Here is a 15,846-nt window from a genome sequence, read left to right as displayed (position 1 = left end):
TTCTTACAAACTATATTACTCCCCCTTTTTCTGAATCATATGTAAATACAGTACAAAATCCATCATTGTCGATGAATGACCAAGTTGACGGATCATTGCTGTTATATTTCCTCTATGATATGTACCATGATTTACGACGTGTTGCACTAATTCTAAAATTGAAGTATGTAGTGTCCCTGCATATGGATTCTTAATAACAAATTCAGCATGTACATCTTGTTGTGTACTTAGAAATTCTTTATACTGATTAGCTATATTTAAAAACATTTCTTCTAATTCATTTAGCGATTTTGTATCGATTTGTTTTTTTAACTTTTCACGATCTTGTATTGCTTCACTCATTCTTCTGCCATGTAATATGTGTAACCACACTTGATCTGTAATATAAATATGCGCAAAAGTATCCTTAATGGATGGGAATACACTCTGTATCTGCTCTTTAAAAATTGTCTCATAATTTGGTAACTCTTTTAATCGATTGAATAATCTAGTATTAGCCCAAGCATGGTAATCACACTGTTTTAATATATAATCTTTCAATTTATATTACCTCCTTATTGTATAAAACGAATGTTTTGCTCCTTCATTTCCGATTCTCTATCAGCTTTTACAATCCCTTTTTCTTCAATTTCATGTTTATTTATCGTTTTATATTTTACATACGTATAAAATTCCGTTTGAAATGGAAATGGTGTAATCCGAATTGTTTCCTCGTCCACCCATTCAGCTTGAATAAGTTTCTCCTCTTTACTATTAAACATTTCTGTTCCTTCAAAACCATCTTTAAATAAATCAACTTCATCTTTCTTTTTGACACCAGGCTTATTCATACATACGTATAAAGAAAGTTCATCACAAAACTTTAATAATCTATAATGTTTATCGAACATCGCAAACTGTTCCTTTGTTAACGTTTTCAAAATTCTTTTTTGTCGTTCTAATTCATGTTTATAAAAAGAAAGCATCTCTTCATCTTCCTCATTTAATGGGAATGATAAAAAGTGTTTACTACACAGTAATGCCCCGTATGGATTAGAATCTTCAATTTCATTCAAACCAATCGTATAAAAAACAAAACGTAATGGGCTTGGACAATCCATAAATGTATACGGAATATTTTTAGCATCATTCAAAATTGGTACTTTATCAAGTTCTATCCATCCTCTATCATGTTCATATATTGCATCAATTGTCTCTTTTAAGTATGTTGTATCTTCAAAAAAACATTCTTTTATATGCCTAGCAATCTCTCCAGCCAAAAAACCATGATCATGTTGACGAATTAATATACTCTCTTTCTCACTCTTTTCACGAAAAATCATACGTATATTCCCCCTCATCCTCATACTATTGCTTTTTGTATGCATCAATTCTTAATTAATCCCCAATTATTAGCAGGGATTCAGTCTCTTGCAACGAAATTAACATAACTATATAGTATTCTTTCCAACCATAAAACTAGCTTTATCTTTACTATCCATTATACTAAAACATTCATTCTAAAAAAATTTTTATGAGGTGAAAACATGAATAAAACAGAATTAATTAAAAATGTGGCACAAACAGCTGATATTTCTCAAAAGGATGCTTCTGCAGCTGTACAATCCGTATTTGACACAATTGCTAACGCATTACAATCTGGCGATAAAGTTCAATTAATCGGTTTTGGAACGTTTGAAGTGCGTGAAAGATCTGCTCGTACAGGGCGTAACCCACAAACTGGGGAAGAAATTCAAATTGCGGCTGGTAAAGTTCCAGCATTTAAAGCAGGTAAAGAATTAAAAGAAGCTGTTAAATAAACAAGAAACCAGCCATTTTATAGGCTGGTTTCTTGTTTATTTCTTATTTAAGCAAGTCCTTTATATTTTCTGCATGATACACTTCACAAATATAAAATACACATTTGCAGTTACTTACAATTTGATATTTTCTAGTTGGATACACATTCGCCGCAACTGAACATCCATCAAACAATTCGATAATATTTCCAGATGGCTGATATCCTTCATATAATACGTTTCTTCTTACTTCCATTTTTTCTATCAGGTTTTCAACAGGAATAGTTCCACTTTCTAATTCACTTTTTATTGTATCCGGTAAAAAAGAAGTATCCGCAAAAATTAGATTTTCAGATAACACCTTACCATTATAACTAACATTAGATACACGATAAAGAAATGTTCCGTTTTTATCAAAGAAATTTTTTGCTTCTTTCGGAATGTACTGCCTATCTATTACCTCTTGTTCTAGAACATCAAATTGAACTGTATCATTCAAAAGCTTTTCTAAAGCAAGAATAGATGATGTATCTCCAGAAAATAAAATATTTTTAATTGCTTGTACATTATAAGTGAATTCATTTGTTCTACTTTCCGCCACTAACATGTGGAACACCTCTTCTATAAAATATTTTATTAAACTTATTTATAATTTAATAGCGCTACCGCGTCTAACTGCGTAATTTCAGTTACTTCTTTACTAAATATTGCAATGGAAGCCATATAATCTAAACTAGGCCTTACATCTTCCATCCTTGTATTTTCTGCTAACTCTTGTCTATCCCTAAAAACCAACAATTTAGGAGGATCATTTGGAGCTGATACAGTAATTTCAACTGGTGGAATCAATAGTCCTTCACCTGTCGCTTTCAGCACAGCTTCTTTTCGAGTCCAATACGTTAAAAATCCTTCTAATCGCTGTTCATTAGGTAATTTCATAACTTGTGCTATTTCAATATCTGTTAATACGCCCTCTGCCATTTTCATCACATCTACATTTGGATTCATTTGTTCAACATCAACACCGACAGATGCAGATTTTGTAAATGCAACGACAACCCACTCACCCGAATGTGAAACTGATAATTGTGGCATACCTTCTGGTAATTGCGGCCTACCATGTTGTAACTTACATACTGGGCACAATCGATCAATCGGCACTTGAACTGGCGACATAGAAAGTATCTTTCCAAGAACTAACCTACTAATTACGCAACCTATTATAAAACGTGCACGATCTGCCGAATGATGATATGAATTTGCTTTCTCTTGCTCTACATCATTTAGTAAATTGTAATGCCATGATTGTAAATCTGAAATTCTTGCCCACCATATTTGACAATCATTCTCATTCAAAGTTGGTATAGAATCTACAACTTTACTTTCTATCATGTAAAATCTCCTTTTTACTACTAATATCAATTTCAATTAAAGTAGCATACATATATTGCTATTCATTGACGAGTTCTTTCTCTTTTTGTGATACGGATAACATTTTTTCTTTCTTCTTTGACATTACCTCTTTATCAGAAATACGTAAAGAAAATAGTAATGCTATAAGTAAAAATAGTGCTGATCCAATTAATGCCGCTTTATATGGCAAGAAATCTGATTGTGCGTTATTCTGTACGTTATTACTTCCAAAACCAGACAGTATACTAGCTAAAACAGCAACTCCTATTGCAGATCCTAATCGGTTTTGCACATTGAATATAGTAGTTGCTCTACCCATAGAAGATGGTGTGATATTGTTAAAAGCAGAAAATTGAACTGCACCGACAGACTGCCCTAAGAAAATACCTATGCCAAACAATAATGCCCGTATTTGCCATGGATTCGTATCATGATTTACAAAACTTAATAATACAAATATAACCGCGGTACTTATTAGTCCAATAGAGATTACCTTTCGAGCACCTAATTTCTTATACGTCCATGGTACAATTTGCGAAGAAATCATTAATCCAATCGCCTCTGGGAATGTCGTAAGACCTGATTCCAGCGCAGAAACTCCGATTACATTTTGATACATAAGCGGAAAAACAAATAGCATTCCAAGTAAACCAGCAGATGAAAACAAGGATATGAGACTCATTTTTCTAAAAACGGGTTCTTTTAATAAGCGTAAATCTAACATCGGTTGCTTTACTTTCAATTCTACTATTATAAACAGTGAAATGAATACAATCCCAGCTATCCCAGTACTTATTATTTCTGGAGAAATCCATCCTTTTGACGGCCCTTGACTGAGTGCATAGATGAGCATCGCAAAACCTGGTGCTGAAAGAACAAAACCGAGAGAATCAAAACGACCAGCTGATTTTTCAATATGCTCTGCTAAAAATAGAAGTCCAAATAGCAACGCAATAATACCAAACGGCAAATTAATATAAAATGCCCAGCGCCAAGACATTTGATCTACAAAGAAACCACCAATAATTGGTCCAATCGCTGGTGCAACAGCAATTGGCAGTACAATAAATCGAGAAATTTTTGGTCTTTCCTCTGGTGAAAATGTTCGGAATAACATCGCCATCCCGACCGGTGTTAAAAGTCCGCCACCTGCACCTTGAATGATACGAAAAATATTTAATGAAGTAATATCATTCGCAATTCCACATAATGCAGATGCAATTGTAAAAACGAAAAGGGCAGTTAAAAATACTCTTTTCGTACCAAAACGATCGCCTAACCAACCGGAAATCGGAAGAAAAACAGCTAAGCTAACTAAATACCCAACATTTACTGTCCCCATTGCAGATGGGGGTACTTGCAGTTCTTTGCTTATCGTTTGCAATGCTACATTCACAATTGTTGCATCCATCGCAGCCATAAACATCGCTGTTATATACACGATGCTTATAACTACTTTTGGATTTATTTTTACTTTCATTATTGTTTTCCTACTAATATTTTTTCGCTAATTTGATTTTTTTTTGGCTCTAAATCATTCCAGTTTACTTCAACGCATTCTAAGCAAACTTGTCTGCTAGCTTCTTCATGTACGACATTCCATCCAATTGGTACATCGAGAAAGGCAGGCCAGAGAGAATACTGGCCCTCCTCATTCATTAATACTTTATATGTGTAATTATCATTTTCAAATGGATTCGTCATACTCTATTTACCCCTTTCTTATTCTGTAAATATTTCGCTAGTACTTGCCCAATTTCTGTAAGCGGCCCTGGCTGACATAAATCTTTATGTCTACAATCAATATCATGTTGCACGATATCTCCATCTAAATAATTTAGCCATGTATTTGGAGAAATAGGATCAAACCAGTCTGGTATAACAGTAGACCTAAAGAATAAAATATCCCCGTTATAAACTTTCGGTACATATTTCCCTAACAACCCTACTGAATTTACATATGTTTCTTTCAAGTTCAATATAGTCTCTTCTTCAAGACTTGCTAATGCACTTCCATCTTTACGAAGGATTTCAACTGCACTTTCCATTGTAAGTGGTTTACCATCCATGTTGTCTGGGTCATATCCGCCTAAAGCAAGTAATGCGATTAACGCTTCCTCTTCAGTAGGCGCTTCCGTATTCGGTAAGAAGTGTCCAGGATAAGAATCAAGCATAACGAGTAATTCTACTTCTTCTCCTTCATTTTGTAGTTGCGCCGCCATTGCATGCACAACATTTCCTCCAAGCGACCAACCTAATAAACGATATGGTCCATGAGGCTGTATTTCACGAACATGTTTCAAGTAATCCGCCGCCATCTCCTCTAAACTTTTTGGAAGTTCTTCATTTTCAGCGATACCACGTGCTTGTACACCATAGATTGGATAATCTGTTCCTAAAGATTTCATAAGTCCTGCATAGCACCAACTTAATCCACCTGCTGGATGTACACAAAATAGTGGTAATTGATCCCCGCTTGCTCGTAATGGAAGCAATACATCAAGTGCACTTTGACCATTCCCAATCTCAAGCCTTTCAGCAAGCCCCGCAACAGTAGGTGCTGCAAATAAAGTTCCAATATTCAGTTCAACGCCAAGTGCCTCTTTCATACGACTCATAAGCTGCACTGCAAGAAGTGAATGACCACCAAGATCAAAGAATCCATCATCAATTCCAATTTGAGACACACTTAAAACTTCTGTAAACAAGTCACATAACATTTCTTCTTGCGGTGTTCTCGGTCCGCGGCTAGATGATGATGCAATAAACTCTGGAGCTGGCAATGCCTTTCTATCTAATTTACCGTTTGGAGTTAAAGGTAACTCATTTACTACTACAAAAGCGTATGGAACCATATAATCTGGTAAACTACCACTAGCATGCTGACGCATTTCATTCGTATCAATCGTTTCATTATTTGATGCGACGATATAAGCAACTAATCGTTTATCCCCTGGTTGATCCTCCCGGACAATAACAGCCACTTGTTCAACTTTATCGTGTTTCATTATGACCGCTTCTATTTCCCCTAATTCAATTCGGAATCCACGAATTTTAATTTGATGATCTGCACGTCCTATATAATCTAACGTCCCATCTTGACGCCAGCGCGCTAAGTCTCCTGTGCGATACATTCTTGTACCAGGTTTACCAAATGGATCTGCGATAAAACGTTCAGCCGTTAATCCTGCTCTTCCTAAATATCCACGAGCTAGTCCAGCACCTGCAACATACATTTCTCCAACTACTCCTGGCGGCACTGGTTGTAAATAGTTATCTAATACGTATACTTTAAGATCTGGTATACTGCACCCGATTAAACTATTTGCTCGTAAAGAAACGATACTCTCATCTAACTCAATATAACTAACATGTACCGTCGTCTCCGTTATACCGTACATATTAATAAGTTTCGGTGCGTTATGAGGATGACGACTATACCAATCTTCTAATCGACTTAGTTCAAGTGCTTCTCCACCAAAAACAACATATCGTAAAGATAGTTTTTGACCAACCTCTTCATTTTCACGATCTGCTTGCATCAATTGATAGAAAGCTGATGGAGTTTGGTTTAAAACAGTAACCTTTTCCTTAACAAGAAGCTGTAAAAATTCTTTCGGCGAGCGACTTACAGTATGTGGTACTACAACTAAACGCCCTCCATATAATAAAGGTCCCCAAATTTCCCAAACCGAGAAATCAAAAGCGTATGAATGGAACATCGTCCACACATCGTCTGCGTCAAATTGGAACCAATGATCGGTTGCTCCTAAAAGTCTTACTACATTTTGATGAGGTATCATAACTCCTTTCGGTCTACCTGTTGAGCCTGACGTATAAATAACGTAAGCAATATGTGAAGGAGATAACGGCTTCAGGCACTCCATTTCATCAATATTGTCTTCACTATATTTCTCAATTTCTTCCATTACGTTCACATCATCAACTAAAATCTTTAGTGACTCATCACATTCAATTTCTACACTTGAATTTGTTAATACACATGATGGTTTCGCATCGTGTAGCATAAATGAAATACGATCTGACGGATAATCTGGATCTAACGGAAGGTATCCGGCACCTGCTTTAAGAACAGCAAGTAAGCTTACAACCATGTTTAATGATCTTGGCATCGCTAAAGCAACGAGTTGATCAGGACCAACCCCTTTTGCTATTAGGAATCGAGCTATTTTATTTGCTTTTCTATTTAACTTTTCATAAGTTAATTTCTTATCTTCAAAGACAACAGCTATAGAATTTGGATTTATATGAGCCTGCTTTTCAAACAATTGTGGCAATGTCATTTCTGGTGCAATTTGAAAACCACCATTCCACTTTTCTAATACTGTATTTTTCTCTGCTACAGTTAATATTTCTAATCTGCCAATTGATTGATTCGGATTTGTAGCTGCATCATCTAATAACAAAATGAATCGTTCTATTAGTTTTTGAACCGTTTCACGTTTATATAAATCGGTACTAAACTCTAGTAATCCATGTAAACCGTTCGGAGTACCATCAACCTCGTTACTCTCACTAATTTCAAATGTTAAATCAAATTTTGCAGAACCAACGCTTTGAATTTCAAGGCTCGCTTCTAAATCTGGTGCATTAAACGTTGCTTCTGGTGTATTTTGAAAAGCCAACATAACTTGAAACAACGGGTGGCTGTTTCGAGTACGTACTGGATTTAACACTTCAACAAGCCTTTCAAATGGAACATCTTGATTTTCATAAGCTGCAAGATTTACCTGCTTCACTCTATTTAATAATTCTTTAAAACTTGGATCTCCTGACGTATTTGTACGTAACACTAATGTATTTACAAATAAACCAACAATATCTGAAAGTACATCATCATTTCTTCCAGCAATCGGACTTCCAATTGGTATATCAGTGCCTGCACCTAATCTTGTAAATAGTGCACTAAGTCCTGCTTGCAATACCATAAACAAACTAACCCCATTTTTACGACCAAGCTCTACTAACCTACTATGCATACCTTCATCTATATGAAAATGAATTGTTTCCCCGCGATAACTCGTTTCCACCGGACGCTGGTAATCTGTAGGCAACTCCATTTGGTCTGGTAAACCTTTAAGTTCTTCTTTCCAAAAATCTAATTGTGTTGAAATAAGACTTTCTGGTGTCGTTTCATCACCTAGCAATTGCTGTTGCCAAAGTGCATAATCTGCGTATTGAACTGGTAGTGTCTCCAGCTGAACTCTGTCACCTTGACATCGTGCTTTATACGCCGCTGTAAAATCTCTCGTTAACGGCTGTAATGACCAGCCATCACCTACAATATGATGTAATAGAATTAATAATACATGTTCGTTTTCACTCACTGTAAAAAGTTGCAAACGAACTGCCGGCTCAAAATCGAGGTTAAAGCTATATCTTACCGCCTCTGAAAGTACACTTTCTAATTCATCTTTACATGTATTAGTTATAACCATTTCTAGATTTAAGTTTTCCATATCTAAAATTTTCTGATAGGAACTACCTAATACGTTAGGGAAAATTGTTCTAAGTGTTTCATGTTTCTCAACTACATCATAAAAAGCACCTTGTAATGCTTGCCGATTCAATATTCCATTCATACGAATGACTAGCGGAATATTATAAGTAGGACTTGGACCTTCTAAACAATTTAAGAACCATAACCTGCGCTGTGCAAATGAAAGTGGAACTTCATTTGGCCTACTTGCTTTCTGAATAGCTGGTCTTGCACTTTTTGCATGGTTTAATTGTTTCGCCAGTTCGGCAACAGTTGGTGATTCAAATAGTTTCCCGATTCCTAATTCCACACTTAACGTTTCACGAATTCTTGCCATTAAACGAGATGCGAGAAGTGAATGTCCACCCATTTCAAAGAAATTATCATCAATGTTAATTCGAGAAACACCAAGTACTTCTGCAAATAAATCACATAATATTTCTTCTTTCGGATTTCTAGCAACTCTCTCATTGTTCATTCCATTAAAATCAGGAGCAGGTAATTTCTTTCTGTCAACCTTACCATTTGGCGTTAATGGTAATTCTTCTAGCACAACAAATGCCGATGGTATCATATAATTCGCTAAACTTTCTGAAACATAAGAACGAATTTCTGAAAGATTAATCGGTTCCTTTTCTTCTGCAACGATATACGCAATGATGCGTTTATCATTTGGACGATCTTCTCGTACCATCACTACCGCTTGTTGAATATTTTCATGTCGTTGTAATACCGTTTCAATTTCAGCTAATTCAATTCGGAAACCACGAATTTTTATTTGATGATCTGCGCGACTCATGTACTCTAGCACACCGTCGTTACGCCATTTCACAAGATCACCTGTGCGGTACATAAGCTTCCCTGGTTCTCCATATGGATTTGCAACAAATCGTTCAGCCGTTAACGCAGGTTTTCCTAAATATCCGCTTGCGATTCCTTCTCCTGCAATATATAATTCACCGATAACTTCAGGTGGAACAGGTTGTAATCCTGCATCCAATACATACACTTCTGTATTGCAAATTGGCTTTCCAATAGGTGGTATACCCTTTTCACTTTCATCAATGTTCATGAAAGTAGACCAAATCGTCGTTTCAGTTGGTCCATATAAATTAGTTATTGAGCAACCTAATTCTTTTAATTTATTTGCTAAATACGCTGGAAGAGCTTCACCACCAACAAGTATGTTTAGCCCTTGTAGCTTTTCTGGATAATCAGTTACTAACGCCTGCCAAAGCGTCGGTGTAGCCTGCATAATGGTCACTCTTTCTTCTTGTAAAAGTGTCGTTAATGCTGATGGCTCTTGTATGTCTTCTTTTTGCGCAATTGTTAAACTTGCGCCACTAATAAGAGGTAAATAAATTTCTAGAGCAGAAATATCAAACGCAAAAGTTGTAACTGCTAATAAATGATCATTTTCATTTAATGAAAACTTTTGTTGCATAGCCATTAAAAAGTTACTTAAACCTCTCATAGGAACAATTACACCTTTTGGGTTTCCTGTTGAGCCTGAAGTATATATTGTATAGGCTGGGTTTAAAAGTGATACATCATTCTTACATGCTATATTCATACGAGAATATGTATGTAACGCTAGTTTCGTTTCTTCTTCATCTAATACAATTTTTTTCATATCATTTTCTATAACTAACTTAGATGAAACAGATGAATGTGTTATGATACAAACTAGTTTTGCATCATTTACTATATAATTAACTCTTTCTGCTGGGTATTCTGGATCTATTGGTAAATATGCTGCACCAGCCTTTAAGACCGCTAGCATACTAACTACCATTTCTATTGATCTAGGGAATACTAAAGCTACAAACTGGTTTGGTCGTATGCCTTCTTCTACTAAATAATGTGCTAGTTCATTCGCTCGTTCATTTAGCTCTTTATACGTAAGGTTTACACCGTCACAAGTAATCGCTAGTTTATTTGGATTTTTTTGCACTTGTTTTTCAAATGATATAGGTAGACTGATTAACTCATCATCTTCCTTCGTTTCATTCCATTCCAATAAAACTTTATGGTTTTCTTCAGGCAGAGTAATGTTTATTTTTCCAATAGACTCGTTTTTCTCATAATTATTTATTACTAATTCAAATAGATTCATAAATCTTTCTTTATGCAATGCTAGCTCCGCGCCATTATATACTTCGGGATTCGCATCAAAATGAATCATTAACTCCTTTTGATCAAAACGTTTATATACATTTATCGATAAATCATCGACAGGTCCTGCTGATAAGTTATGCGTAATACCACGCTTCCCAGCAAAATTAAGCCCGTAATCAAATGGCATAACATTCACTAACGGTCCAAACAACCTTTGATTTTCACCTAGTAACTTTAAGTCTCTTCTTAATTCCTCATGACGGTATTTATGATGGCGACGTACATCTCGGATTTCTTTAGAAACTTGTTGCAATAATTCCGCAAGAGTTATATTTGGAGTTACTGTAATACGAAGTGGAACTAAATTCATTACCATACTAGGTGTATGAATAGATACAGAACCTAGACGTCCCATCATTGGTAAACCTAAAACAATATCATTTTCACCTGTTAATTTATGCATATAAATACTTGTTACAGCGACAATGAATTCCGGCCAACTTGTTAACGAAATATTGATTTCTTCTAGTAAAGTTTTCGTGCTAGAACTAGATAAATAAGCTGTTTCTCGTGAAAATCCATTTGATGTTCTCGGTGCTCGTTCTGCCAAACTTACAACTTCTGGTTCATCCGCAAATTTTTCTAACCAAAAAGTACGATCTTCCTGAAATTGTTTAGACTCACGATACTCAATATCTTCTTGCACAACTTTTGCAAGAGAACCAAATGGCTTTTCATTCTTGTTTGTTTCTTCTATAAGTGATGTATACTCATTCGCTATCTTTTGGCTAAGAAGTGAAAATCCATAGCCATCCATCACAATGTGATGGATGCGCTGATACCAAAAGAAACGATTATTTTCAACTTGAATAAGTGCTTCAGTAAATAAAGTATCTTTTTTCAAATCGACTGGCATAGATAAATCATTTTTCATCCATACTTTAGCAGCTTCTTCAGGATTTTCTTCTTTACGAACGTCAATAAAATGCATATGAAACTGTGATTCTTCAATAACTTGCCATGGGCCAATTTCATCCTCTTCGAAGCGAACATGAAGTGCTTCTGCTTCCATTACAACTTTACGTACAGCTAATTCAAAAATGTCTTGATGAATATTCCCGTTTATTTCTACATATTCCCCAGTATTATATATCGGATTAAGCGGATCTAATTGTTGCGCAAACCACATACCAGACTGCGCAGATGATAACGAATGACGAATCTTTTGACTGTTAGGCATTCTTTACTACCCCTTTATTATGTAGTCTATTTGTTACAGCACCTGTGCTGTTTGTGAAGATAGTAAGCTGTACCAACCTGCAACAGTTGGACGTTCTGCTAAATCTGCAAACGTGATTTCTTTCCCTTCACGACGCCACTTCTCTACTAAACTCATAATTCTGACCGAATCAAGCCCTCTATTTAATAAGTCCTCATCAATATCAATACTCTCTACTGGCTCACGAAGTAGTTGTGCAACTAGTTCATGTACTTCCTGTATAGTGATTCCTTCACTCTCATCACCTTTTACACTTTGTAAATCTTTTAACAATAGGTTTGTTGATGTCGTTACTGCGCATCTATTAGATGCATACTCCAATGCTTGTTTATGATGCTCTAGTGAAAAATCAGCAACTGCATCTGCTACAAAGAACGGCTCTATACCATCCATAAATGCTTCACAAGCTGTTAAAAGGCATCCAATATGCGCATAAATACCGCAAATAATGAGTTGATTTCTTCCTTGTTCATTTAAAATTTCTAATAGATTTGTCTTTTTAAATGCACTATATCTCCATTTTGTTAGGAATATATCATCCTCATCAGGAGTAAGTTCATCAACAATTTTCTTTTTATCTGGTCCAGCAGGAATACCGTCACCCCAAAAGTCTTGTAATAAACCTCTTTGTTCTAACGTTTGTCCACCAGGTTGCGCTGTATAAACAACTGGTATACCAAGTTGTTTACATTTTTCTCTTATCATTTTAATATTTGAAATAAGTTCTACTTTTGGTGATTCTTTATCGCTATATGCATCAAGAAAATATTCTTGCATGTCATGAATTAAAAGTACTGCACGTTTCGGGTCTGGTGTCCAATTCACTTTATTTTTTGGTAGTTCTGATTCAATTGGCATTTTATATACTGAAATAGATGGGATAGCCATCTAATCACTTCCTTCCGGTTTTTATTATTGTTTTACTGTAATAAGTTTTTCAGCAATGACTTTACGTAGTTCTTTTTTGCTGACTTTTCCGACTCCTGTTTGCGGGAATGATTCAATAAATTCAATTCGATCTGGAATTTTATAAGCCGCTATACCACGTTCTCTTAAAAACATTTTTAATTCACTTACAGTTGGAACTTGTCCGCGAGCTATAACAAAAGCACAGGTGCGTTCACCTAAATAATCGTCAGGCATAGATACAATTGCTACATCATGTACTGCATCATGTGCTAATAGATGATTTTCAACCTCTTCCGCAGCAACTTTCTCACCACCACGATTAATTTGATCTTTATCTCTTCCTTCTACAATGATGTAACCTTGTTCATTTACTTTTACAAGATCACCTGTGCGATAAAATCCATCCTTTGTAAATGATCGTGCATTATGCTCTTCCGCTTTATAATAACCACGAATTGTATATGGACCTCGTGTTAATAAACTACCTACTTCACCCGGTTTTACATCGTTATCATTTTCATCAACAACCTTTACTTCATCGGATGTAGACATCGGTCTACCTTGTGTATGAATAATGATTTCTTCCGGATCATTTAATCTTGTGTAATTTACTAGCCCTTCTGCCATACCAAACACTTGCTGTAACGTACATCCAAATGTAGGACGAATACGCTTCGCAACTTCGGCACTAAATTTCGCGCCACCTACTTGAATCACTTGCAAGCTCGATAAATCGTTATTACGGGAAGATGCAGCATCAAGCCAAATCATTGCTAATGGTGGAACGAGCGCTGTAATCGTCACTTTTTCTTTTTCTATAAGAGCAAATGCCTCGTCTGGACTCCCTCCAGTTGCCAACACTACCTTTCCACCCGCATAGAAAGTTCCAAATGTTCCTGGAGAACTCATCGGGTAATTGTGTGCTACTGGAAGAACGGCCATATAGACACTTTCTGCATTTAAATTACAAATTTCAGCACTAACACGTAAACTATAAATATAGTCATCATGTGTTCTAGGAATTAATTTAGAAAGTCCTGTTGTCCCTCCTGATAATTGAAGAAACGCAACATCACTTGGCTGAACTTCTGGTAATGAGACGGGATCCATATACAGATCATTTATGTTCACAAACTCTTCTTCTTCTCCCACTACAATTACATGTTGTAAAGTTTGCACTTTCTCTTTCACTTCTCTTGCTAGTTTTCGATAATCAAAACCGAGAGCCTTATCTGAAATAACGTAAGCGCTCGCCTCGCCAAACTCACAAAAATAACTAATTTCACTGCTTCGATGTGAAGGTAGCGCAAAAACAGGAAGCGCTCCAATTCGAAATAGTGCAAAACATATTTCGAAAAACTCTATAATATTAGGTAACTGGATTACAACTCGGTCTTCTTTCTTTATTCCTACATTCAGTAAACCTGAAGCTAAGCGATCTACCTTTTTATCAAGTTCACTATACGTTATATGCTTATTACCGCTTACAACTGCAATCTGATCTCCATATTTTTCAGCACGCTCTCTTAACACTCGGCCAAATGTTTCACCAAGCCAACACCCTTCTTCTCGGTAACGATCGACGAATTCTTTTGGCCATTCCGTATAACCTGTTAACATTCTTTCTTCCCCCTATTCATTCAACGAATTATCTCTTAACCCTAAAGCCTTCAGCATTGTTTGGAACTTAGCTGATGTTTCTGCTAGCTCATCTTCTGGTTTTGACTCAGCAACAACTCCAGCTCCTGCATATAAACGAAGTGTATTCTCTTGCACTTCCGCACAACGAATTGTAACAATCCATTCGCCATCTCCATTTAGATCGCTCCACCCTAACATTCCTGTAAAGAATTCACGGTCAAATGGCTCAATTTTTTGAATAGCCTCTCTTGCTGCTTCCATTGGAGTTCCGCAAACTGCTGGCGTAGGATGGAGAGCAATTGCTAATTGTAAAGAAGAAGTATTTGGATTCTTAAGTTCACCTTTCACTTCGGTAGACAAATGCCACATTGCTTCACTATGAATAACTGATGGTTTTTCTGGCACATGCAATGTATGACAATACGGACGAAGCGCAGCAGCAACCGCTTCAACTACTACCGCATGTTCATGTAAATCTTTTGGTGAAGAGAGTAATTCCTCTGCTCTTCTTTTATCTTCAGCTGGATCGTCACTTCTTGGTCTTGAACCAGCTAATGGATTAGAAACGACTTGCATACCACTACGTGAAACAAGCAATTCAGGGCTTGCTCCAATTAATGTCTTATTGTTCTCTTTTTCATCTTTCGGTAAATTCACAGCAAATGTATAACCGTGCTTATTATGCTCTGCTAATTCGCGAAGTAGTTTTTGTTTATCAATCTTCTCTGAAGATTTAACATCTAACGATCTAGATAGAACGATTTTCTTTAAATCTCCATCCTGAATTTTTTCAATCCCTTGCTTCACACCATTCATATAAGTTTCAGAAGCTGGAACCGGTGTCATTTCAAATGTCAGTTTCTCATTTGGTTTTATCTCATTTGTTGTCTCCAACTGTAAACACTCAGTAATTCTGCAATATTCCGGTACAATAAGTTGAACTTCTTTTCTACGATCAAAAGGCAAAGCACCAACAACGATAGGATTCGGATTTCCGGATTGTTTTGCATTACTTAATACCGCTTGTACAAGTTCTGGAAAACTTTCAATTTCATGATGTTTTACTGTAGTAACCTCTCCTTCTGTCAATATCGTTCGAGTTGGTGAAGCGAAAAAGAACGAAGATTCAGTCTTATAATCTTCTAATAATTTTTCTGACAGTTCCTTTACGGCTGTAAGTTCATTCATAGTATGAAAACCTCCTGAAT

At 36.1% G+C, this 15,846-nt stretch carries 11 protein-coding genes; 1 reads left to right on the top strand and 10 read right to left on the bottom strand.

Features of this window, described 5'->3' with window-relative positions; genetic code table 11:
• Positions 1-15 precede the first annotated feature (15 nt).
• Together F0362_RS11615 and F0362_RS11610 are read right to left on the bottom strand one after the other, a co-directional pair.
• The gene (locus F0362_RS11615; protein ID WP_149889765.1) at positions 16-540 is read right to left on the bottom strand and encodes a DinB family protein; all 525 of its coding nucleotides are present in this window, start codon (positions 538-540) and stop codon (positions 16-18) included.
• 14 nt (positions 541-554) lie between these two features.
• Positions 555-1,322 carry a DUF3891 family protein gene (locus F0362_RS11610; protein ID WP_000577310.1) on the bottom strand — a complete coding sequence of 256 codons (768 nt, stop codon included), beginning with the start codon at positions 1,320-1,322 and terminating at the stop codon, positions 555-557.
• Positions 1,323-1,526: 204 nt separating this feature from the next.
• Between F0362_RS11610 and F0362_RS11605 the strand changes: the two genes are divergently transcribed.
• On the top strand, positions 1,527-1,799 hold the full coding sequence (locus tag F0362_RS11605; RefSeq protein ID WP_001043908.1) for an HU family DNA-binding protein: 273 nt from the start codon (positions 1,527-1,529) through the stop codon (positions 1,797-1,799).
• 43 nt (positions 1,800-1,842) lie between these two features.
• On the opposite strand, the gene F0362_RS11600 is transcribed toward F0362_RS11605, so the two are convergent.
• The 8 genes from F0362_RS11600 to dhbC are packed head-to-tail and all read right to left on the bottom strand — an operon-like array spanning position 1,843 to position 15,826.
• Entirely contained in the window at positions 1,843-2,385 is a 543-nt protein-coding gene (locus F0362_RS11600; protein ID WP_000959151.1) for a hypothetical protein, read from the bottom strand.
• A 35-nt stretch (positions 2,386-2,420) separates the two neighbouring features.
• Positions 2,421-3,170, bottom strand: a complete 750-nt coding sequence (gene sfp, locus F0362_RS11595) for a 4'-phosphopantetheinyl transferase Sfp (protein ID WP_000573008.1) — start codon at positions 3,168-3,170, stop codon at positions 2,421-2,423.
• 58 nt (positions 3,171-3,228) lie between these two features.
• A complete protein-coding gene (locus tag F0362_RS11590; RefSeq protein WP_149889764.1) occupies positions 3,229-4,671 on the bottom strand; it encodes an MDR family MFS transporter in 1,443 nt (480 codons plus the stop codon).
• Positions 4,671-4,895, bottom strand: coding sequence for an MbtH family protein (locus tag F0362_RS11585; protein WP_000184074.1), 225 nt, complete (start codon positions 4,893-4,895; stop codon positions 4,671-4,673). The genes F0362_RS11590 and F0362_RS11585 overlap by 1 nt, the downstream gene beginning before the upstream one ends.
• Positions 4,892-12,049, bottom strand: coding sequence for an amino acid adenylation domain-containing protein (locus F0362_RS11580; RefSeq protein ID WP_001133895.1), 7,158 nt, complete (start codon positions 12,047-12,049; stop codon positions 4,892-4,894). The genes F0362_RS11585 and F0362_RS11580 overlap by 4 nt, the downstream gene beginning before the upstream one ends.
• Positions 12,050-12,082: 33 nt before the next feature.
• Positions 12,083-12,976 (bottom strand): isochorismatase family protein, encoded by an 894-nt coding sequence (locus F0362_RS11575; RefSeq protein ID WP_001007270.1) that lies wholly within the window; start codon positions 12,974-12,976, stop codon positions 12,083-12,085.
• Between the two features lie 24 nt (positions 12,977-13,000).
• Positions 13,001-14,617 carry a (2,3-dihydroxybenzoyl)adenylate synthase gene (locus F0362_RS11570; protein ID WP_000955337.1) on the bottom strand — a complete coding sequence of 539 codons (1,617 nt, stop codon included), beginning with the start codon at positions 14,615-14,617 and terminating at the stop codon, positions 13,001-13,003.
• A gap of 12 nt (positions 14,618-14,629) precedes the next feature.
• Positions 14,630-15,826 carry an isochorismate synthase DhbC gene (gene dhbC / locus F0362_RS11565; RefSeq protein ID WP_001004384.1) on the bottom strand — a complete coding sequence of 399 codons (1,197 nt, stop codon included), beginning with the start codon at positions 15,824-15,826 and terminating at the stop codon, positions 14,630-14,632.
• Positions 15,827-15,846 lie beyond the last annotated feature (20 nt).

It is taken from the genome of Bacillus sp. BS98 (assembly GCF_008432245.1).
Classification (GTDB): Bacteria; Bacillota; Bacilli; order Bacillales; family Bacillaceae_G; genus Bacillus_A; species Bacillus_A toyonensis.
The sequence above is the reverse complement of the archived record's forward strand: the minus strand, read 5'-3'. Positions and strand labels throughout refer to the sequence as shown.

Bases quoted from the DNA above. Each gene is read 5' to 3' on its own strand.
- F0362_RS11600 (WP_000959151.1), bottom strand. From the start codon at position 2,385: ATGTTAGTGGCGGAAAGTAGAACAAATGAATTCACTTATAATGTACAA.
- F0362_RS11605 (WP_001043908.1), top strand. From the start codon at position 1,527: ATGAATAAAACAGAATTAATTAAAAATGTGGCACAAACAGCTGATATT.
- dhbC (WP_001004384.1), bottom strand. From the start codon at position 15,826: ATGAATGAACTTACAGCCGTAAAGGAACTGTCAGAAAAATTATTAGAA.
- F0362_RS11570 (WP_000955337.1), bottom strand. From the start codon at position 14,617: ATGTTAACAGGTTATACGGAATGGCCAAAAGAATTCGTCGATCGTTAC.
- F0362_RS11610 (WP_000577310.1), bottom strand. From the start codon at position 1,322: ATGATTTTTCGTGAAAAGAGTGAGAAAGAGAGTATATTAATTCGTCAA.
- F0362_RS11580 (WP_001133895.1), bottom strand. From the start codon at position 12,049: ATGCCTAACAGTCAAAAGATTCGTCATTCGTTATCATCTGCGCAGTCT.
- sfp (WP_000573008.1), bottom strand. From the start codon at position 3,170: ATGATAGAAAGTAAAGTTGTAGATTCTATACCAACTTTGAATGAGAAT.
- F0362_RS11585 (WP_000184074.1), bottom strand. From the start codon at position 4,895: ATGACGAATCCATTTGAAAATGATAATTACACATATAAAGTATTAATG.
- F0362_RS11590 (WP_149889764.1), bottom strand. From the start codon at position 4,671: ATGAAAGTAAAAATAAATCCAAAAGTAGTTATAAGCATCGTGTATATA.
- F0362_RS11575 (WP_001007270.1), bottom strand. From the start codon at position 12,976: ATGGCTATCCCATCTATTTCAGTATATAAAATGCCAATTGAATCAGAA.